Below are 21,035 nucleotides of genomic sequence, written 5' to 3' on the forward strand. Positions count from 1 at the left end.
CTGACCCTCCACGCATCCGATACTGGAACCCGAACCCCTCCGAGGAGGCCGCAATGCTGGACATCGCCGAAGAACTGAACCGGTGGGTCGAGCAGGGACGAGACTTCGCCGTCGCCACGGTCGTGGCGGTCGGCGGGAGCGCGCCCAGGCAGCCCGGAGCCGCCCTCGCCGTCGACAGCGAGGGCACGGCGATCGGCTCGGTTTCCGGCGGATGCGTGGAGGGAGCGGTGTACGAGCTGTGCCGGCAGGCGCTCGAGGACGGCGAGACCGTCCAGGAGCGCTTCGGCTACAGCGACGACGACGCCTTCGCCGTGGGTCTGACCTGCGGCGGCATCATCGACATCCTCGTGACCCCGGTCCCCGTGGGCTCTCCCGTACGGGAGGTGTTCGCGGCCGGGCTGGCCGCCGCCGCCCGTGGGGAGGCGGCGGCGGTCGCCCGGATCGCCGAGGGCCCGGCCGAGCTGATGGGCCGCGCCGTGCTCGTCCGTACCGAAGGCGCCTTCGAGGGCGGCTTCGGCGGACACCCCGAGCTGGACCGCACCATCGCCGAAGAGGCCCGCGCCATGCTCGACGCCGGCAAGACCGGCGTGCTGGAGGTCGGCGCCGACGGCCGGCTCTGCGGAGAGCCGCTGAAGGTGCTGGTCGAGTCCAGCGTCCCGCCCCCGCGGATGATCGTCTTCGGTGCCATCGACTTCGCCTCCGCCCTGGTGCGGATCGGCAAGTTCCTCGGCTACCGCGTGACGGTCTGCGACGCGCGCCCCATCTTCGCGACGAAGACCCGCTTCCCCGAGGCGGACGAGATCGTCGTCGACTGGCCGCACCGCTACCTGGAGAGCACGGACGTGGACGGCCGGACCGTCCTGTGCGTGCTCACCCACGACGCCAAGTTCGACGTCCCGCTCCTCGAACTGGCCCTGAAACTTCCCGTCGCCTACGTCGGTGCCATGGGCTCCCGCCGCACCCACGAGGACCGCAACAAGCGGCTCCGCGAGGTCGGCGTGTCCGAGCTGGAACTGGCCCGGCTGCGCTCCCCGATCGGCCTGGACCTCGGCGCCCGCTCCCCCGAGGAGACCGCGCTGTCCATAGCCGCCGAGATCGTCGCCAACCGCCGCGGCGGCACCGGCGCCGCCCTGACCGGCGCGCACATCCCGATCCACCCGGACGTCTCGAACACGGTGGTCGGCCGGATCGGGTCCGTCGCTTGAAGGTCTGATCCAAGTACGTGAGCCAAGGGCGCACCCCGTAGGGGTTGCGCCCTTTTGGCGTTCCGCCTATTTTACCGGCCGGTAACAGGAGGCACCCTCTCCATCCCTTCCCCCACCGGAGTTGAACGGATGTCACGTACCCTCCGCACCTTGGGCGCGCTGGCCGCGGCCACCCTGCTGACCGCCGTCGCGCCGGCGGCGGCCGCGCCTTCCGCGCCCGGAGACGGGCTGCGCGAGGTGCTCTTCGTCGGGAACAACTGGGAGGGGACCGCCGACGTCCTCGCCTCCACCGGCGATCTCGCCAAGGTCGGCCGCGTCAACGTGATACCCGACAAGGAGGAACGCCTCCGGGAGATCTACCTCAACCCCGTCAGGCTCGGCTTCTTCCTGGGCATCCGCGCCACCGCGGGCGAGGGCCACGACCAGTTCGTCGACGACATGTACACCACCCCGGACGGCTCGGCCGTCGTCGCCTCCCGGCCCAGCTTCGCCGACGTCGTCTCCATCGACGTACGGTCGGGCAGGATCAACTGGCGCTTTCCCGTGGCCGGTTACCGCGCCGACCACATGGCCGTATCACCCGACGGCACCCGGGTCGCCGTCTCCGCCTCCACCGCCAACACCGTGCACGTCCTCGACATCGCCACCGGCCGGCAGCTCGGCTCGTTCGCCACCGGGGACAAGCCGCACGAGAACACCTTCACCCGCGACGGCCGCTTCCTGTGGAACAGCTCCATCGGGGACGTCACCTCCGCCCTCGACGCGCCCTGGCTGGACTGGACGAAGGGCGACCGGAAGATCACCGTCGTCGACGCGCAGACCTTCCGCACCGTACGGGTGATCGACATGCGGGAGCGGCTCGACGCCTTCGGCCGCAAGGACCTGTCCGACGCCGTGCGCCCCGTCGCCTTCAGCCCCGACGAGTCGAAGCTCTACTTCCAGGTGTCCTTCTTCAACGGCTTCCTGGAGTACGACGTGGCCTCCGACCGGATCACCCGCCTCAAGACCCTCCCCGAGAACCCGGCCACCAGCACCGACCGGACCAAGTGGGTCAACGACTCCCGCCACCACGGCATGTCCATGAGCCCGGACGGGGCCAAGCTCTGCATCGCGGGCACGATGGACGACTACGCGACCGTCGTGGACCGGGCCACCCTCACCGAGGGGCCGCTCGTGCCCGCCGACAAGCCGTACTGGGCCACCGTCGACGGCGACGGCACGGCCTGCGTGATCTCCGAGAGCGGCGCCGACCGGGTCACGGCCATCGACTTCGCCACCGGCGCCAAGCGGGTGTCCGTATCCGTCGGGGACCACCCGCAGCGGGTCCGGCTGGGGCACGTCCCGGCCGGCTGGACCGGCCCCACCCTCCGATAGGGCGGCCGGCGGGGGCGGGCGAGCGGTCCGCCCCCGCCGGACACCCGGATCAGGCGGGCAGCGAGATCCGTGTCGCCGACATGCCGAAGCCGGAGCTCCGGACGGCGGTGGACAGCGCGTCGGGCATCCGGTGCGGATCCTCCTCGCGGTAACGGGGCACCGTCCGGTGCCAGTTGAGGATCCCGGCGTGCCAGTCCTTCAGCTCGCCCACGTACGCGTCGAGCGCCGCGCGCCCGTCGGCGCCGAGCTTGCGGTCGTCGCAGAGCAGCGGCAGCTGGTTCGCGACGATGTGCTCGAACTCCTCGGTGCGCTGGGTCATCAGCGCGTGACAGATCCTCAGGGCCTCCGGATAGCCGACGTCGAAGAAGTTCCGGGTCACGAGGATGTAGTTGTGGACGTCGCCCTCGAACTCCACCTCCTTCTGGTAGGAGTGGATGTCGTTGAGGAGGCAGGCCGCGTCCGCGACCGCGTTCTCCAGCGAACGGACGGTCCCCGAGGCGTAGATGTCCTCGGCAATGCCCCGGCCCCCGTGCCCGATCCGGCACAGGAGCATGGTCAGGCGGGTGCCGAAGGTCAGGCGGCGCATCTCGGCGTAGTCCACCGGGTCCGGAATGCGGTTGTGGACCAGGTTGTCCACCTCCCACACCCAGCTCTCCAGCATCTCCACCAGCGCGTCCCGGAACGCGGTGCGGGTGTGCGCGGGCATGCCGGCGGTGGTGCGCACCCACAGGTCGGCGAGCGCGCGCTCCATCGCCGTCACCGGCGCCGCCTGGCCGGCGTGGTCGACGGGGGCCATGGAGACCAGGCGCGCCGTGGCGGCCTTGGCGGCCGCCGGGTTCCTGCCCCGGCCGAAGACCGCCGGGTAGTAGTCGTCCGCGTACGTTCCCCAGGCGAGCCAGGCGGCGGTGAGGAAGAGCGCCCCGGGCGAGGCGTCCGGGTCGACTCCGGCCGCGGCGAGCGCGAAGTCGAGGCCGCGCAGCTTCTCCTCGTTCCAGATCACCGAACCCGGGTCGCCCGGCTGCGGGTCCAGCAGACCCGTCCGCCGCGCCCACACCACCAGTTCCCGGCGTGCGTACGGCAGGTGGGGGTTGAGGGTGAGCGGATGCGGCATGTAGATGTCGGGGATGACGGAAGGGCCGGTGCGCTCGTACGGGACGTGGCTGAAGGAACGGCGGCGCAGCTCCATCGAGCGCCTGGTGAAGACGGAGCCCAGGTCGAGGGCGGCGGTGCCGAGCCCGCTCGGAAGGAAGGGCACGGTGACCGGGGTGGCGCTCCTGGCCTGCTCATTCATGTAGCGGCCGGAGACGGTGTGCCACTCGTGGCCGCCGGACTGCCAGTCCTGCAGGCCCTTGGTGTAGACGAGGACCGCCGCGATCTCCTCCGGCGTCATGGCGTGCTCGGCGAAGAGCTGCGGGAGCTCGGCCAGCGCGGTCTGCTCGAACTGCTGGAGGCGCGAGGTCAGGAGGTCGTTGGCGGCCTCGGCGGCCTCCTGGGTGGTGCAGCCGAGGAAGGTCTCCAGGACCAGGACGGCGTTGGAGAGCTCGCCCTCGTCCGTGACCTCGCGCTGGTAGGAGAAGATGTCGTTCCTGATGTGCACGGCGTCGGAGAAGGCGTCGCGCAGCACGCCCAGCTGGCGCGAGCGGGCCACCCGTGCGGGGACCTCGGCGCCGACGTACTCGATCAGGCCGGCCGACCAGGGGGCGCCGCCGACCTTCCGGCGCATCTCGATGTATTCGAGGGGGTTCGGCACCCGGCCGATGCCGATGTTGGCGAGCTCCCACATGGACTCGTCGAGGAGGTTCCTCGTGGACTCGGAGAACCGTTCCCGCCAGTCGGCGGACATCGCCGGGACGGTCCGCTCCCACAGGTCGGCGAGGCCCGCCTCCACCGGATTGACGGGCTCCGGGAATCCGTCGGCCAGGTCCATCGGCATGAAGGCGGCGAGCCGGTCGAGATAGGCCCGGGCGCCCTCGCGGTCCTGCGAGCGCTTGAACGTCTCCAGGAAGTGGTCGTCGAAGAAGAACACCCACACGTACCAGTCGGTGACCAGGGACAGCGCCTCGCCGTCGCAGTCGGGGTGGGTGTACGCGCACAGCAGCGCGTAGTCGTGCGAGTCGAGGTCGCTCTGCTCCCAGACCCCGGAGCCCTCCAGCATGCCGAGTGCGCGCGCCCACTGCACGGTGTGGACCCGCGCGTCCTCCAGGTGGGGGTTCAGTCGCGCCGGATAGGGCACGTAGAAGTCCGGCAGTTGGAACGGCTGCGTCACGGCGGGGCCGGCCTTTCGTCCTGGGTGCGGGGACCGGCTGCGACCGGCCCCCGCAAGATCAGCAGTGCCCTACCCCCGGAGCCCGCGGGATAAGGGGAAGTTCACCGCATCAGGTGACGGACGGGTCGTTCCGGGGCGCGCCGCCCTGCCGGGGGACGGGCGCCGGCGTCCGGGCGTCCTGCCCGTACTGCTCGGCCTGGAGCCGGAACATGGTCGCGTAGCGGCCGCCCCGGGCCAACAGTTCCTCGTGGCTGCCCTGTTCGACGAGCCGGCCCTCGTGCAGGACGTAGATGACGTCGGCGAAGCGCACCCCCGACATGCGGTGCGTGACGAGGACGACCGCCCGCCGTGGCCCGGCGAGGCCCCGGATGCTGTCGAACGCGGCGATCTCCGCCTCCGGATCGAGCGCCGAGGTGGGCTCGTCCACGACGATGACGCGGGCGTCGCGGAAGCGGGTGCGGGCCAGGCCGAACTTCTGCCACTGGCCGCCGGACAGCTCCGAGGCGCCCCTGAACACCCGGGCGAGCAGGGTCTCGTAGCCGTTCGGCAGCTTCTCGACGATCCGGTCGGCCCCGGAGTAGCGGGCGGCGGCGACCACTTCGGCCGCCTGGTCCACGGAGCGCTCCGGGCTCTCGGTGCCGGGCCGGCCGATGGAGATGTTGGTCCGGGCGGTCACCGGCCACCGCTCGAAGTCCTGGGTGAGGAGGGCGACCCGGTCGAAGACCTGCTCCCGGTCCGCCTCCCGCACCTCGACCCCGTCCCAGGTCAGCGATCCGGAGTCGGGCAGGTGCAGTCCGGCGAGGAGTTTGACGAGGGTGCTCTTCCCGGAACCGTTCTCGCCGACCAGCGCGACCACGCTGCCCGCCTCGATGGTCAGGGAGACCCCGGAGAGGGCCGGTTCGGCCCGGTCCGGATAGCTGAAGCACACGTCGTCGAGCCGCAGCGTGCCCAGCCGCGCCGGCAGCGGCAGCCCGCCGGCCGGGATCGCGCGGCGGGCGGCCGCGGCGACGAACCGCTCCAGGTCCCTGACGTACAGGGACTCCTCGTGCAGGGTGTTGGTGGTGCTCACCAGTGCCCCGAGGCTCGCCGAGCCGGTGCGCACCGCGATGACGGCCGTCCCGGCGACGGCCAGGTCCATCCGGCCGGAGACGATCAGCGCGCCCATCGCCCCGTACGTGACGAGGGCGGCGGCGCCGGAGAGCGCGGCGGCGAGCAGTTCGGTCGTGGCCTTGTCCTTGGCGAGGCGGGTGGCCTCGCCCTCGGCGTGCTCGGCCATGTTGCGGTAGTGGCCCAGCAGATAGCGGCCCACGCCGTGCACGCGGACCTCGGGGGCCGACGTACGGGAGATCAGCAGCTGGCCGATGAGCCGGGCGGCCCGTACGTGCTCCACCCAGGTGATCACGGACAGGTAGCGGCGCTGGGCCACCCGCATCGCGCCCCAGCCGCGCGGGGCGGCGATCAGCAGCAGCATGGGCAGCAACAGCGGATGCAGGACGGTCAGCACCCCGGCGGTCGCCACGAGCGAGATGACCCCGCCGAGGGTGGCCACACACGCCCCGACCGTCCGGCGGGCCGAGGGCGGCCCCCACTGGGCGCTGTCGAGCAGCCGCCGGAACTCCCCGTCCTCGATGGCTTCGAGCTCCACCTCCACGGCCGCCTTCAGGTACTGCTCGTACGCGGCCCGCTCCACCTTGGGCTCCAGCCGCCCGGCGGCCGCCGTGGACCGCGAGGCCAGTACGGCGCCCAGTACGGCGACCAGCGCCCCGGCGGCGAGGGCGGGCACGGCGTCGTGCAGCCGCTCGGCGGTGCTCCCCGCGCCGAGCAGCGTACGGAGCACCCCGCTCAGCACGAGCAGCCCGACGGCGGAGGTGACCCCCTGCCCGGCCTCGGCGACGGCGACGGTGAGCAGGGCGCGCCGGTCGGTCTCCCAGGCGAGGCGCAGGGTCCCGCCGACCATGCGGGGCATGGACCGCAGGGTGGCCAGGAGCCGGCTCTCCAGCCGGGCGTAGTCGTGGTTGGACCAGCCGGCGTCGTAGCGCAGGGGCCCGCCGAAGAGGCGCCGCTCGCTCTCGGAGACGGCGGGCTGAACGCTCTCGGGCCTGCGGAGGAGCCTCATGCGCGGCCACCTCCGCCCGCTTCCTGCTCGAACACCACATGAACGTGCACGGATCGCAAGTTTCCTCCCGAGGCGCAGCGGCTGCGAACTGACGCCGGAAGAACGTGGCTGCTCAGAGCGGCGTCACGGCCCGCCGGGAGCGAACGCCCGCACGCAGTTGCGAGCCGCCCCCGAACCCCAAGGGACGGCCGGTCCCAGCCCCGTGACCCGGCGTTCGAACCACCCGGGGGTGGTCATGCCCCCCTTCGAGGGATTGCGCGCCAGGGACACGCGGAGGCCCCGCCCGGGTGGACGAGGCCTCTGTTGTGGGCGCGGTGCGTGTGGGTTACGGGGCGGGTACCGGGAGAGGGGCTGTACCGAGGGTGGGGATGGTCCAGCGCTGGGCAGCGCTCGGGTTGCAGTCCCAGAGCCAGAGCTGGGTTTCGGGCGTGGTGTTCATGTTGCCCAGGTCCAGGCACCGGCCGGAGGCGGGGTGGTAGACGGACCCGTCAGCCCGGGGGTGGAACTGCTGGCCGGTTACGCCGGGGTTGCACGTGTGCAGCTCGATGAGGGTGCGGTTCTCGGTTCCGCCATTGGCGGCGTTGAGACACATGCCCTGGTTCTGGATGGTGCCGTCCCTGCGGATCTGGAACTGCTGGGCGGCGCCGCCGTTGCATGCGAAGATCTCGATCTTGTTCCCGTCGACCAGGTTGTTCCTGTAGTTGTCGACACAGTTGCCACCGGAGGCGGTCAGGCTGATGGGACCGGTGGCCTGGGGAGCGGTGCCGGCGGGCGCGTACGGGTAGACGGCCAGGTTGCTGATGCCGCCGGTGTAGCTGTCCCGGGGGCTTCCGCTGACCTGGTATCGGCCGAGGACGAACGGGCCGCTCGGCGCCGGGCTGGTGGAGGCCTGGTGCCGGCCGGAGCCGGCCAGGGTGCCGTTGACGTAGAGGCTCATCACGCCCGTGTCGGCGTTGTAGACGGCGGTGAGGCGGGTCCACGCGTCCGGGACGAGTCTGGCCTGTTCGTTGACCACGTCCGTGAAGTCGAACGGCCAGCCGTCGGCGTCGGCGTGGGCCAGAGCGAAGCGCCAGTAACCCGAGGCTTCGCCGTAGAGGATGAACGAGCTGTTCCGTGTGCCGTCCTGGGAGGCGACGATGCCGCCCGCGGCGCCGGGCTTGGCCCAGGTGCTGATGGTGAAGCTCTTGCGGCTGTCGATCACCGGAGCCGCGGTGGTGACCGTGGAGCCCGCCCCGCTGAAGGCCGCGTACGAGGTCGACCGGCCCGCGATGGTGTCGGCGGGGAAGGTGACGCCGGCCGTGGTCGCGGGGTAGTTGCCGACCGCTGCCGGGGTGGTGGTGCCGCTCTGTCCGGTCAGCTTCCACTGGGCTTTGGGCATGTTGAGGTTGCCCAGAGCGATGGCCGTCGTGTCGACGCCCGTGACGGACGGATACGGCGCGGCGGTGCCGACACCGTTGAAAGCGACGAGTTGCTGGTTGGCGTCGACGGCCCACAGGTCCGGAATGCCGTCGCCGCTCAGGTCACCGTCGGAGCCGACCCGCGGGTAGGCCTTCGGGTCGATCTTGCCCGAGACCAGGCCTGCGGCCGGGTTGGTGAAGCCGGTCAGGTCGGGGGCCTGTGCGGTGCCCTTCACCGAGAAGGCGTGGAGGCTGCCGTCGGCCTTGGAGCGGGCCCACAGGGTGGGGAAGTCGGTTCCCTGCGCCCGGCCGGGGGCTATGAGCTCGTATCCGTCCCACTTGGTGTCGTCGGCCGAGAGCAGGATGGCTTGCGGAGAGAAGGCGTTGGTGGTGCCCGCCGTGCCCAGCCACAGCCGTCCGCTCTCGATGAAAACGAGGGAGGTAAGGGGCAGGCTGTCGGGAGTGGCGCCGGAATCACCTGAGGTCGAGCCGAACGCCGCGATCTGGGTCACCTTGGCCCAGTCGGCGCCGTAGCCGTGGGCTGCGCAGTCGATCGTGGTGTTGGCCGGGGTGATGCAAGCGGTGGGCTTGCTGACGGCGCCGGGTGCCTGCCCGTCGAACCGGCCGGCGTTGTCGTTGGTGTAGAGGTAGAGGTTGGCCTTGCCGGGCTCGTGGGCGAAGAGATCGTCCACGGTCTTACGTCCGAAGCTGCCCCGGTGGCTGATCTGGATGCTGTTCCAGTTGCCGGTGTTGCCCGGGGCCGCCTTGATGTCGGCGTTGGGAGCACCGTACGGGTCCTCGCCGCCCGCGATCTTGCGAAGGTTGCCGGAGGTGTCCGGCAGCAGAACGTCAGGCTTCCGGTCGCCGTTGATGTCCCCGAAGACAGGCTTGCCCGCGTCGGGGTTGTTCGGCGCGTAGTAGCTGTAGACGAACGGCTGGGACATGTTGCCCGCGTTGTCCTGGGTCTGCAGGTACACGTAGTTGGTGCCCCAGTGCGGGGGCGTGACCTTGATGGTGGCCTTGCCGCCGGTCAGTTTGATGACACCGGCATCAGTGCACTTCCAGCCGGTGGCTGCGGCCTTGACGGGATCGGTGGTCCAGCGCGCGCAGGCCAGACCGGAGGTGCGGTTGCCGGTTGCCGGGGCCCGGTCGGCGCCGGTGAGGGTGAAGGTTCCCTCCTGGCCGGCGAGCTTCGGGTGCGCCCCGATGGTGCCGGATGCGGGGAAGTCCGTGGAGGTGACGGAGGCGGTCGGCGGCGTGCGGTCGACCCGGAAGAAGCAGTACTCGCTGTCGGCGCTGGTCAGGAAGCCGTCGGCGTCGCGGGAATGCCAGCCGTACTGGTGTCCGTCGATCAGCGGGCCGACGTCGACACTGACGGGGCCGCTGCTGCCGTTCCAGCCGCTTTCCGCGGAGAAGCCCTTTCCGCCGTCGTCGTCGTCCCAGACCTTGAACGCCGTCCACAACTGCAGTCCGGTGGCCGAGTACGTGTCGGTCGTGAGGATGACGTTGTTGTTGGAGCCGACCCAGCCCGGGTTGTCCCAGGGGTTGGTGGTTCCGGGAGTGCGGCACCCGGCGTAGGAGTTCGTGTCGGCGAATCCAGGGGTGGGGCTGGTGCGCGGAGCCGAGACGGTCGGCGTGATGTCGTACTCGACGACGATGCGCGGGCTGTTGTCGAACCGCTGACGGTAGTACTTGTTGTACTCGTCGTCGGGGGCGAGGCCCAGGGTGATGGTGGGCCACTGGTAGCGGACCGCTGTCTTCACGAGGTCCTTGACGTCGAAGGCGATGCCCCCGGAGCCCGACATGCTGATACCGGCGATCTTGGTGCAGCCGCCCATGTGCGAGTTCTTGTCGCAGGGCTGCCTGTTCCAACTGGTCGGGTTGCCGATGTAGCCGGTGGAGTACAAGCCCATCGGGGTGACCGTGCTCGGGCTCGACGAGGAGACCACGTTCGCCTCGAACCGCGCGCCGAGGATCTCCGTGTTGTAGAGGCGCGAGTCGACGCCGATCTGGAAGTAGGCGCGGGTCCTGCCGATGCCATCGCACGGAGGGTTGCCCACGTTGTAACCGCAGTAGCCGGTGGCAGGCATGTCCTGGCCGTATTGGGTCCCGTTGAACTCGTTGGTGTCCTCGTACGCTTCCTGGACCTGGGCCCAGGCCTGATTGGCATTGCTGACGTTCGGGGCCCAGCCCGGGTCGATGTACCACGGGCCGGTGCCCTGAGTGAGCAGGGTGCTGTCGGGGACGAGCTGGAGGCCCTGGGCGTCGACGCTCGTGGCGATCCGCTGGACCCCGGCACCTGCACCGGGGCCGTGGGCACTCGACGGTGTCGAGATGCCGTCGGCCGGAGCGGACTGTTTGGCCAAGGCGGCCGCCGACTTCGAGCCGGCACCGGAACCAGCCTGCCCGGGACGAGTCGAGTCCCACATGAGCGGGGTCGGGGCGGTGAACCGGGCGTTGCCCTGCGCGTCTGCCGCCTTGAGGTTGCCGGCGTCGTCAGCGCTCACGGTCAGACCGTTGGCCTCGACAGGGAACCGCAGCTTCTTGAGGGCGGGACTGGCCGCGGCCTCGGCGGTGCGGACGATCAGCACCTGGCGCCAGCCACCGGCGCGAGTGGCGGTCAGTTCGAGGTCCACGCCCGGCAGCACAGACGAGTAGAGGGCGCTGTCCCCGTTGAGGGCGGGCTTGGGCAGTGGGAAGGGCGCCTTGAGGGCGAGCTTCATGCCGTCTGCGGTCGTCATCGTCGCCATCGCACCGGTTCCACCGCCCGAGAAGCTGAGCGGAGAGGGGACGGCCGCGGGTGCCACGGTGCCGTCGGCCTCGACCCGCAGGGTTGCGTCGACTTTCTGCCAGAGTCCGGAGGCGTTCTTCACGCGCTCCGGTTCGAGGGCGGTCTCGGTGGTGAGCGTCCCGTCGGGGGTGGCGAAGGTCTGTGAACTGGCGGTCGTCAGATGGTCGATGAGGACCGGCTTGCCGCTGCTCTTGGCCTGGCCCCTCGCCGTGTCGATCGCCGACGCCTCCGCCGAGGGAGGCCGGGGCGCCGGGGTGGGCCAGGAAGTGTCGGCGGGGCCATGGCCGCGCGCTTCATCGGCGTAGGCGGGGAAACCGGTCAGCAGGCCGGACCCGAGGGCGAGTACGGCGGCGCCGACGAGCGGCAGGGTGAGTGTGCCGGGGGGCCGTCTTCTGCGGAAGCCCCCCGAGCTGGAACGGTGCGAAGGAAGTGCAGGCCTCATGGCGGAGGTCCTCGCTGTGAGCGGTCAATGTACACAAGTCAGAGGCACGGTTCCTTCCGATCTGCAAACTTGTCAACAGTTCGTCAGGTATTTGCCACGTCGCGCGCCTGATTCGCGGCATGTGGTTACACCTTGTCCGCAGCTGATTCGAGCCACCGGGGCGATTCTTAAAATCCCCTTACATATCGAACACGCGCTTCGTAGAGTGCCGCATGATCCGGACCCTCCTGGCCCGGGACGATTTCCTGTACCTGTTTCCTGTGGGGGGATCCAGTTGTCACATCGGAGTCGCTTCGCCATGCGCTCAAAACGTGGCAGAGCACGGGTCGCGGTAGCCGCAGCCCTCACCGTCCTAGTTTCCGGCCTGGGTCTCCCCGTGGTCCAGGCGGCGGACAAACCGCCGAAGGTGTGGGTGCCGCCGAACACCGCGCTGCCCGGCGTGAAACCGGTCAAGGGGGCGGACGCCAAGTCCACGGCCGAAAAGGTGCCTGCTGCCCGTGTCTGGAAGCCCGCCGATAAATCGAAAATTCCCGCGGGGGTGAATCGGGTCGAAGTCGGCTCCCGCCCCGCATCGAAGCCCACCGGTGGGTCCGGTTCCGTTCGGGCAGGCGACCTGCCTGTCTGGATCGCACCCGGGAATGACGCAAAGTCGACGGCTTTGCTGTCCGAGCTCGCCACCTCGCCCTCCGCCCCTGGCGCGGGCAGTCTCAGCGTCGAGGTGAAGGAGCAGGCCAAGGCCCGCGCCGCCGGAGTGAACGGGGCACTGATCGCGCTGACCGACCCAGTGGGCGTTGCCGCCACAGGCAAGGTCGAAGTCGGCCTGGACGTCTCGGCATGGGCGAAGGGCGCGGGTGCCAACTGGGCCGACCGTGCCCGGCTGGTGCAGCTGCCCGCATGTGCCCTGACGACTCCCGGCGCGGCCGGCTGTACCACCCGTATCCCGGTCACCTCGCACCGCGACGCCTCCGGGCGCCTGGTGGCGGAGGTGGCGGTGGCCAAGAGCCCGGCAGCTCCCAGCAGCCTCCTGAAGTCGCAGCCGGGCACGGCGTCCGAGCCCTCCTCGGCTCCGCAGGTACTGGCCGCCCAGGGCGTGGCCCTCGCGGTGGAGCCGGGACCGTCCGGCAACCTCGGTGACTACTCCGCGACACCGCTGCTGCCCTCCGCCTCGTGGCAGGCCGGCGCAAACGCGGCGAACTTCACCTACGGCTACACCGTCGAGGTCCCGTCCGCCATCGCGGGGGCGGCCCCGAGCGTCGTGCTCGGCTACGACTCCTCGTCGATCGACGGCCGTACCGCGTCCACGAACGCGCAGTCGGGCCTGATCGGCGAGGGCTGGGACTGGAGCCCCGGCTCGATCTCCCGCTCGTACAAGGGCTGCAAGGACGCGGGCATCAAGGACTCGGGTGACGAGTGCTGGGCCGGCGACATCCTCTCCCTGTCCATGGCCGGCCACGCGGGTCAGATCGTCCGCGACGACACGACGTGCCAGTACCGCCTCCAGGGTGAGGACGGTACGAAGATCGAGCGGCTGACCGGCCAGCGCAACTCGGCCTGGAAGGGCGAGGGCTTCAGGGTCACCACGACCGACGGCACCCAGTACTACTTCGGCTCGAACCGCCTGCCGGGCGGTGACGGCACCGACCCGGAGGCGAAGTCGGTCTCGACGGTCCCGGTGTACTTCAACAGCGGTCAGGACAAGTGCCTGGGCGCCGAGACCCCGGCCAACGGCACCTGGCAGCAGCTGGGCTGGCAGTGGAACCTCGACTACGTCGTGGACCCGCACCAGAACCTGGTCTCCTACCGCTACGACCAGGAGAACAACTACTACGGGCGCGGTGGCGGCCAGAACAACGGCACCGGTACCAACACCCAGTACCAGCGCGCCTCGTACCCGACCTGGATCGGCTACGGCCAGCGCCTCCCGGAGCAGATAGCCGCCAAGGGCGCCGCCAAGCCGGCCGCCCAGGTATTGCTGCGCCCCGCTGATCGCTGCCTCGAGGCGGGTACCGCCTGCGACCCGGACCAGCGCAAGAACAACGCCAAGGCCTGGGGCGACACCCCGGTCGACCAGGAGTGCCCGGCCACCGGCCAGTGCTTGAACCTGTCGCCCACCTACTTCTCCACCAAGCGTCTGACGAAGATCGATACCGAGGTCCTCAGCAGCACCGAGTACCGGCCCGTCGACTCCTACGCTCTGAACCACATCTGGGCCGACCCGGGCGACGGCACCTCGCCGACCCTGTGGCTCAACTCCGTCCAGCGCACCGGTACGAACGCGCGGACGGCGAAGACCGTACCGCCGGTCCTCTTCGCCCCGGTGCAGATGGCCAACCGCGTCGACGGCGTCGTCAAGCGCCCCGACGGCACCGAGGCCAGCACCTCCCGCTACAACCGCCCGCGCATCCAGACGATCACCACCGAGACCGGTGGCCGCATCAACGTGGTCTACAAGGCCCCCGAATGCTCGCGGGTCAAGGGCACCATGCCGTCCTCCGAGGACGGCAACACGATGGCCTGCATGCCGGTCAAGTGGTACCTGCCGGGCCAGTCCTACCCGGACCCGGTCAACGACTGGTTCAACAAGATCGTCGTCCAGTCGGTCACCCAGCAGGACATGGTCGCCGGCCAGATCAGCGTCGTCACCGACTACGAGTACGGCGGCGGCATCGCCTGGCACCGCAACGACTCCGAGTTCACCGACCCCAAGACCCGTACGTGGGACCAGTTCCGAGGCTACGCCACCGTCACCACCCGTACGGGCAACGGCAACGCGGCCGAGGCGCCGCGCACCAAGTCGGTGGCGACCTTCCTCCGCGGCATGGACGGCGACGTCCTCGCCAACGGCACCAAGCGGAGCGTAAGCGTCGCCGATGACCAGGGCGGCACCATCAAGGACGAATACGCCCTTTCCGGCTTCGTCCGCCAGACCCAGACGTACGACCGCGACGGCGGCACCGTCGTCGCCGACGAGGTCTCCACGCCCTGGCTCGGCCCTGTCACCGCCACCCGCGCCCAGTCCGGTGGCATGCCCGCCATCACCGCGCGGGCGATGAACACCAGCAAGGTCACCACGCGCGCCAAGCTCGCCAGCGGCGCCTGGCGCACCAGCGAGCGCACCTCCACGTACGACGACACCCTCTTCTCGCGTCCTGTACAGGTCGACGACAACAGCGACCTCGCGCGCGCGGACCAACGCCTGTGTACCTCCTTCGAGTACGCCGCCGGCCCCGGTGGCGCGCCCACGCAGCTCGCTTCGCGGACGCTGATCCTGACGGGAGCCTGCGGTCAGACGCCGACCGCTGCCAACACGGTCGGAGACACCCGCAGCTACTTCGACGGCAAGGCGCTCGGCCAGGCGGACACGAAGGCCGATCAGACCGGCACCGAGGTTCTGGAGAAGTACGACGCGGCCGGCAAGCCGGTCTACCGGCTCAACATCACGTCCACGTACGACGCGTACGGCCGCGTGACCAGCAGCACGAACAAGGTCCGCAAGGATGCCGCTCACCCCAACGGCGCGGTGACGAAGACCGAGTACAAGCCGGCAACCGGCCATCTCCCGACCGAGGTGATCCACACCAACCCGCTCGGCTGGAAGTCGTCCACCAACATCGACCACGGTCGCGCGCTGCCCACGATCACGAAGGATGAGAACGGTCGCACCGGGTACCGGAGCTATGACGCACTCGGACGGATTGTCGGCATCTGGCAGCCCGGCCAGAACCGCGAAACCGACCTTCCGGTCCGCAAGTTCTCGTACTCCATGAACGGCACGAACGCGCCGACCACCGTTCTGAGCCAGGCGCTCATGAACGACAACAAGTACATCAACAGCTACACGATTTACGATGGCCTCGGCCGCGTCCGCCAGACCCAGGCCCACACTCCTTCCGGAGTCACCGGTCGTCTGGTAACCGACGCGCTCTTCGACTCGCACGGCTGGCAGGTCAAGACCAGCGCGCCGTACTACAACGACGAGCAGGGTCCCGGTGGGGCACTGTTCCTGCCAAACGGCGGGGTCAACCCCGACAGCAAGATCCCTGCCCAGACCGTCTCCGTCTTCGACGGGCTCGGCCGCACCACCGCATCCGTATTCCAGTCCTACGGTGCCGAGCAGTGGCGGTCGAAGACGGAGTACCCGGGCGCGGATGAGGTCCGCACCATCCCGCCGGCCGGCGGCTACGCCACGGCGACCATCACCAACGGACTGACCTCGGTCCTGCGCCAGTACAAGTCCAACACTCCCACCGGCAACTACGACGAGACCACGTACGTCAGCAACACCCAAGGCAAGGAGCTGTCCCGGAAGGACTCCGCCGGCAACGAGTGGACCTTCGCCTACGACCTGCTCGGCCGCACGGTGAAGACCACCGACCCGGACTCCGGTATCGCCACCACCGTCTACGACGACAGCAAGAACCTCGTCACGACCTCCGACGCCCGCGGCAAGAGCGCCACGAGCGTCAGCGACCTCCTCGGACGTACGACCGCCACGTACGAGGGAGCGGTCGTCGACCCGGCCAAGCAGGTCGGATCCTTCACCTACGACACCAAGGTTCTCGGCAAACCCTCAACCACCACGCGCTTCGTGGGCGGTGCTTCGGGCAGTGCGTACACCTCCGAGATCACCGGGTACGACGTCGGTTACCGCCCTAGCGGCACCAAGGTCACCATCCCGGAGTCCGAGAAGGAACTGGCGGGCACCTACGAGACCACGAACACCTACGACACCTTCGGGCAGCTCAAGACCACGGCTCTTCCGGAGATCACCGAAGCGGGACTGACCGCCGAGACGCTCACCTACGGCGTCAACTCGGTAGGCAGCTTCACCTCACTCGACAGCACCATCGGATCGCAGATCACGCCATACGTGGTGGACATGCGCTACGACCCGTACGGTCGCGCCATCCGTACCACTGTCGGCGATACGGGCCGGCAGATCGTCTCCACCGTCGACTACGACCAGGCCACTGGCCGGCCGGTCCGCTCCACCCTGGACAAGCAGACCGCGGCGACGGCCAGCGTCGATGTCATCGACTACACCTACAACCGTGTGGGTCAGCTGACGTCGATCAACAACACGCAGGACGGCGCCGCCCGTGACCTGCAGTGCTTCACCACCGACTACCTCGGCCGCCTCACCCAGGCCTGGACCGACACGGGCGCCACCACGACGGCACCTCAGCCCAGCGTGCGCGGTATCGGCGGCTGCACCAACAGCACCGGCCCGAAGGTGGACGGCGCGGGCAAGCCGAGCGTGGGTGGTCCGGCGCCGTACTGGCAGCAGTACGAGTACGACAAGCTCGGCAACCGCACCAAGCTGGTGAAGAAGGACGTCACCGGCGCCACGGCCAAGGACACGACGGTCACCCAGACCTTCGGCTCCGGCCCGAACACCCCGTCCACCGACCCGAAGACGGGCGGCGGCACGGGCGGCCCGCACGCGCTGATGACCTCCACGGAGACCAGCAGCACGGGCACTAAGGCCACCACCTACACCTACGACGCCACGGGCAACACGGCGTCCATCACCAGCACCCCGGGCACCAAGACCCTGACCTGGAACGACCAGGGCAAGCTCGACAAGATCACTGGCACCGGCGAGAGTGCGGGTACCAGCTACCTCTACGACACCAGCGGCAACCAGCTCATCCGCCGTGACCCGGGCAAGACCACACTCAACCTCGGCATCGACCAGCTCACCCTGGACACTGCCACCGGCAAGGTCTCCAACATCCGCACCTACGGAGCCCCTGGCGGCCTGTCCATCACCCGCAGTACGGCGGCCGGCGTGTCCACGCTGTCCTACCAGTCCTCGGACCACCACGGCACCAACGGCGTCCAGTTCAACGCAGCCGACCTCGCCCAGGTCCGCCGCCCGACCGACCCCTTCGGCAACGAACGCGGCGCCCAGCCCGCCCCGGGCGCCTGGGAGGGTGACAAGGGCTTCGTGGGCGGCACGAAGGAGAAGGCCACGGGCTTCACCCTCCTGGGTGCCCGCGAATACGACCCCACCACCGGCCGCTTCATCAGCCCGGACCCCATCATCGACCCAGGCGATCCACAGCAGTGGAACGCATACGCCTACGCGAACAACACCCCACTCAACTCGTCCGACCCCAGCGGCCTCAAGAACAGCTGTGACAATCCAGAAGAATGTCAGAACAACAAGGATTCCGGTCACGGCGGTCCTAGAATTTACCCCACGCCCAACGCTGGCGATAACACCGGTGGGACAGGGCATACCAAGAAGGCGCTGGACGACGCCACCAACGACCTCAATCAGGCGAAGAAGCGGCGCGATGACCTGAAGCACGCCGTCATCGACCTGATCGGCGACCTCATCGGCTACAACGACGCCCGCGACTGCTTCACCAAGGGCGACGTCATGGCCTGCATCAACACGGCCCTGAACGCGGTCCCGTGGGGCAAGGTCCTCAAGGCCATCAAGGTCGGCATCAAAGCCTTCAAGATCTACAAGGAGATGAACAAGGCCTACGACGCCGTCAATGCCGCCGAGCGCAGAGCCGCCAAGGCGGTGGAAGCCTTTTCCAAGGCTAAGAAGGCCGAAGACGAAGCGGCCGCAGCGGCAGCACAAGCGCGTAAGGCAGCGGACGAGAAAGCAGCGACGGAGAAAGCCAGCGATTCCGCAAGCACCGAGAGCAAAGCAAGTAAGAGCGAAGCCGACGCTGAATCCAGCGGTGGAGGATCAGACTCACGCGCCGGCGACTCTGATGCGGGAGCGTCCTGCCCCGTCAAGACGAACAGCTTCCCCACGGGCACGCGCGTCCAGATGGCCGATGGCACGACCAAGGCCATCGAGGACGTCGAGGTAGGCGACAAGGTCCTGGCCACGGACCCCCAGACGGGCGAAACCGAATCCAAGACGGTCACGGCGACCATTACCACCCCCGACGACAAGGAATTCACCGACCTCACCCTGACAGACGACGCCAACCCTCGCGGCCCGCCTGTAGCCCTCACATCCACTTCTCACCACCCGCACTGGAGTGAGACCCGCCACCAGTGGCTCGACGCCGGCGACTTCACCCCGGGCGAGCAGCTCCGCCAGCCCAGTGGCACCACCCTCACCGTCCAGGCAAGCCGCAACTACCCCTTCGCAGTTACCACTCACAACCTCACGGTCGACGACTTCCACACGTACTATGTGCTCGCAGGCGCCACGCCGGTCCTGGTCCACAATTGTGGTGGTACCGCTACCGTGTTCTACGATCCCGATGTTCCGCCTACTGGACATGCCGTGATTCGAATTGACATGGCAGACGGTCGATCGCGGCTCACTGAGCAGTTTATCCACGGGCCTCCCACCAGGCAGGGGGGACTTAACGGCCGTGCGACCACGGGCGCGATCGCGATCGCTGATGATCTTGGGCCTAACACGAGGTCGCTCACTTTCGACCTCCCCGACGCAGAAGCTGCCTACAAGGCTCAGAGGGGGACCATAGGTGCGGACCTTAGCGGGTACGACGGGTTTGATAATAACTGCGTGACCTATTGTGTCGACATCCTGCGGGCTGGCGGGGTCAATCTCCCTGAAGGGCGTCGCGGGATGGCCGTGCTACGAGGAAGGATGAACAGAGGGTGAGTCAAGTGGGCGGCCCGTCGCAGTACACCAGAGTATTGGCGGAGATTATTGTCAGCCCGATCGTTGGTGGATTGCACCTTCGTCGAGTTGGTGAACTTCTCGTTGCGCGCGAAGAGCTTAACGAGCGATTCTTTGATCGAGGTAAGCGGAAATTTTCGGATTCCGAGTTCGACGAAATGATCGTTCGATCGTCAGAACTTGATGACGAATACGTCCGTGTGTGGCGATCTTGCCAAGAAGGAACTCGTGAATGGCGTCACTCTGAAGGATTGCCGTCGTTGGCTCTCGCGTTGAAGCAAGCCGCCGATTACTACCGTGGTGTTGCATCAGCCGCCTGATGCTGAACAAGAATGGAAATCGAGCGGCCCCACCATATTCTATTCTGGTGGGGCCGCTTGCGTGCGCTGGGGGCGCCTGACGGCAGTAGTTGACGCTGAGGTTGAAGGGGTGGGGTGACGGGGCTACGGGGGCTCCAGCGCGAGTCCAGTCTCGGCTATGAATCCGTCGAGGATCTCGGGTCGGCGTTGGATGCCCCGCAGGCGGTTCTTCACAAGTGGGGTGAGGTCGTCGATCGTGTGTGGTGCGAGATTGGCCAGGGACTTCTTCAAGTGGGCCCATACGCCATCGACGGGGTTGAGGTCCGGCGCGTAGGGCGGCAGCTTCACGATGGTCAGCCAGTCGCTGTTGCGTTCGCCGAACTCCCGCAAGGGCTTGGCGTGGTGGGTGCTGGCGTTGCCCACACCACGATCAGCGGGGCATCGCCGAGCTGCCGCCGGGCGGAGGCCAGCAGGTCCGCGAACTCGCGGGCCCGAAAGCCCTTCTTCTCACCGGTCCGGCCCCGGTACGTCTGGGTCCGGTAGATCAGCCGGGTCTCGCGGCCCGGTCTGACGCCGATCATCCCGGCCATCAGGACCCGGCCCGAACCCTTGCCCGTCACTCTGACCAGCGGTGTCCTGCCCCGCCGTGACCAGATCCGGCCCTTGCCGGGTTTCAGGTCCTGCCCGGCCTCGTCCTCGAAGACTATCCACGCGCCCAGGAGCTGGGTCGTCCTCTTACCCGTGACCATTGCTCCGTCCGCCACTGTGCTACGGCCTGTTCATCACGCTCGACGGCCCGGTGCACGGGGACCTGCGGTGACCAGCCGAGCCGGTGCAGCAGATATGACACCCCGCGCGGGGTGTACCGGTAGCCGAACAGGCGGTGGATCAGCTCTGCGACCCTCGCAAGGGTCCACCGCTGGTCCTCCCTCCAGCCGTGCGCCGTCGGGCCCACCTCCAGCTCGGCCTGCAACAGCTCCATCTGGACATCGCCCAGCCGGCACGGAAAGCCGCCGGCCCCCTCGGAGGTAAGGGCCGCGGTGCCGCCCTCGCGCCAGACGGCGTGCCAGGCGTACGCCGACTTCCGCGACACCCGTAACCTGTGGGCCACCTCCGGCGGTCGCACCCCCAGCTCGAACATCTCCGCGGCCTCGAAACGCACAGCCTCACGCTTCGCCCGCCCCGCAGCGGTCAGACCGCCGCCATCCGCGTACCTCATGGCGAGGATGTAGCACCGCTAACGCCCGCTGTCACCCCACCCTTTCAACCTCAGCGGAACGTCAGCGGACGGCTGGTGGCTCAGGTGCAACCCGAGGGTCGTCATCGGAGCGAGGCAGGGCATCGTTTTCCGGCGACCGCGCGCTCTTTCTCCTGGCGTTCACGGTGGATCGGCAATGATGGGACGCACCCCACCGGCAGGGGATGCGGCGTTCGGAGGCGCGGGTCTTGGCGGGAAGGCGGCTGAGGCCGCTGGTTCGGGGGCGGGCAGATGCTGGCGTCCTGAGGTGAGGATGTCTTCCC

General features: G+C 68.9%; 9 protein-coding genes. 4 read left to right on the top strand and 5 right to left on the bottom strand.

Annotation, left to right across the window (positions count from 1 at the left end; all coding sequences use genetic code 11):
* Window positions 1-53 precede the first annotated feature (53 nt).
* Together ACFTXQ_RS15300 and ACFTXQ_RS15305 are read left to right on the top strand one after the other, a co-directional pair.
* A complete protein-coding gene (locus tag ACFTXQ_RS15300) occupies window positions 54-1,205 on the top strand; it encodes an XdhC family protein (RefSeq protein ID WP_382640674.1) in 1,152 nt (383 codons plus the stop codon).
* A gap of 129 nt (window positions 1,206-1,334) precedes the next feature.
* The gene (locus ACFTXQ_RS15305; RefSeq protein WP_382640677.1) at window positions 1,335-2,579 is read left to right on the top strand and encodes a YncE family protein; all 1,245 of its coding nucleotides are present in this window, start codon (window positions 1,335-1,337) and stop codon (window positions 2,577-2,579) included.
* Between the two features lie 49 nt (window positions 2,580-2,628).
* Here ACFTXQ_RS15305 and ACFTXQ_RS15310 read toward each other — a convergent pair whose 3' ends face one another.
* The 3 genes from ACFTXQ_RS15310 to ACFTXQ_RS15320 all read right to left on the bottom strand — a co-directional run bounded on the left by ACFTXQ_RS15310 (window position 2,629) and on the right by ACFTXQ_RS15320 (window position 11,591).
* Window positions 2,629-4,845 carry a germacradienol/geosmin synthase gene (locus tag ACFTXQ_RS15310; protein WP_382640680.1) on the bottom strand — a complete coding sequence of 739 codons (2,217 nt, stop codon included), beginning with the start codon at window positions 4,843-4,845 and terminating at the stop codon, window positions 2,629-2,631.
* A gap of 109 nt (window positions 4,846-4,954) precedes the next feature.
* Window positions 4,955-6,961 (bottom strand): ABC transporter ATP-binding protein, encoded by a 2,007-nt coding sequence (locus ACFTXQ_RS15315; RefSeq protein WP_382640683.1) that lies wholly within the window; start codon window positions 6,959-6,961, stop codon window positions 4,955-4,957.
* Between the two features lie 325 nt (window positions 6,962-7,286).
* Complete coding sequence (locus tag ACFTXQ_RS15320; RefSeq protein ID WP_382640686.1) at window positions 7,287-11,591, bottom strand: ricin-type beta-trefoil lectin domain protein; 4,305 nt, start codon at window positions 11,589-11,591, stop codon at window positions 7,287-7,289.
* A 658-nt stretch (window positions 11,592-12,249) separates the two neighbouring features.
* Here ACFTXQ_RS15320 and ACFTXQ_RS15325 point away from each other — a divergent pair.
* Window positions 12,250-19,197, top strand: a complete 6,948-nt coding sequence (locus ACFTXQ_RS15325; protein WP_382640688.1) for a polymorphic toxin-type HINT domain-containing protein — start codon at window positions 12,250-12,252, stop codon at window positions 19,195-19,197.
* Window positions 19,194-19,535 (top strand): hypothetical protein, encoded by a 342-nt coding sequence (locus ACFTXQ_RS15330; protein WP_382640691.1) that lies wholly within the window; start codon window positions 19,194-19,196, stop codon window positions 19,533-19,535. The genes ACFTXQ_RS15325 and ACFTXQ_RS15330 overlap by 4 nt, the downstream gene beginning before the upstream one ends.
* A gap of 123 nt (window positions 19,536-19,658) precedes the next feature.
* Here the strand turns inward: ACFTXQ_RS15330 and ACFTXQ_RS15335 are convergent, their stop codons facing one another.
* Together ACFTXQ_RS15335 and ACFTXQ_RS15340 are read right to left on the bottom strand one after the other, a co-directional pair.
* Window positions 19,659-19,937, bottom strand: a complete 279-nt coding sequence (locus ACFTXQ_RS15335; protein WP_382640694.1) for a transposase — start codon at window positions 19,935-19,937, stop codon at window positions 19,659-19,661.
* A gap of 280 nt (window positions 19,938-20,217) precedes the next feature.
* Window positions 20,218-20,733 carry a transposase gene (locus ACFTXQ_RS15340; RefSeq protein WP_382640696.1) on the bottom strand — a complete coding sequence of 172 codons (516 nt, stop codon included), beginning with the start codon at window positions 20,731-20,733 and terminating at the stop codon, window positions 20,218-20,220.
* Window positions 20,734-21,035 lie beyond the last annotated feature (302 nt).

It is taken from the genome of Streptomyces sp. NPDC057010 (assembly GCF_042673805.1).
Lineage (GTDB): Bacteria > Actinomycetota > Actinomycetes > Streptomycetales > Streptomycetaceae > Streptomyces.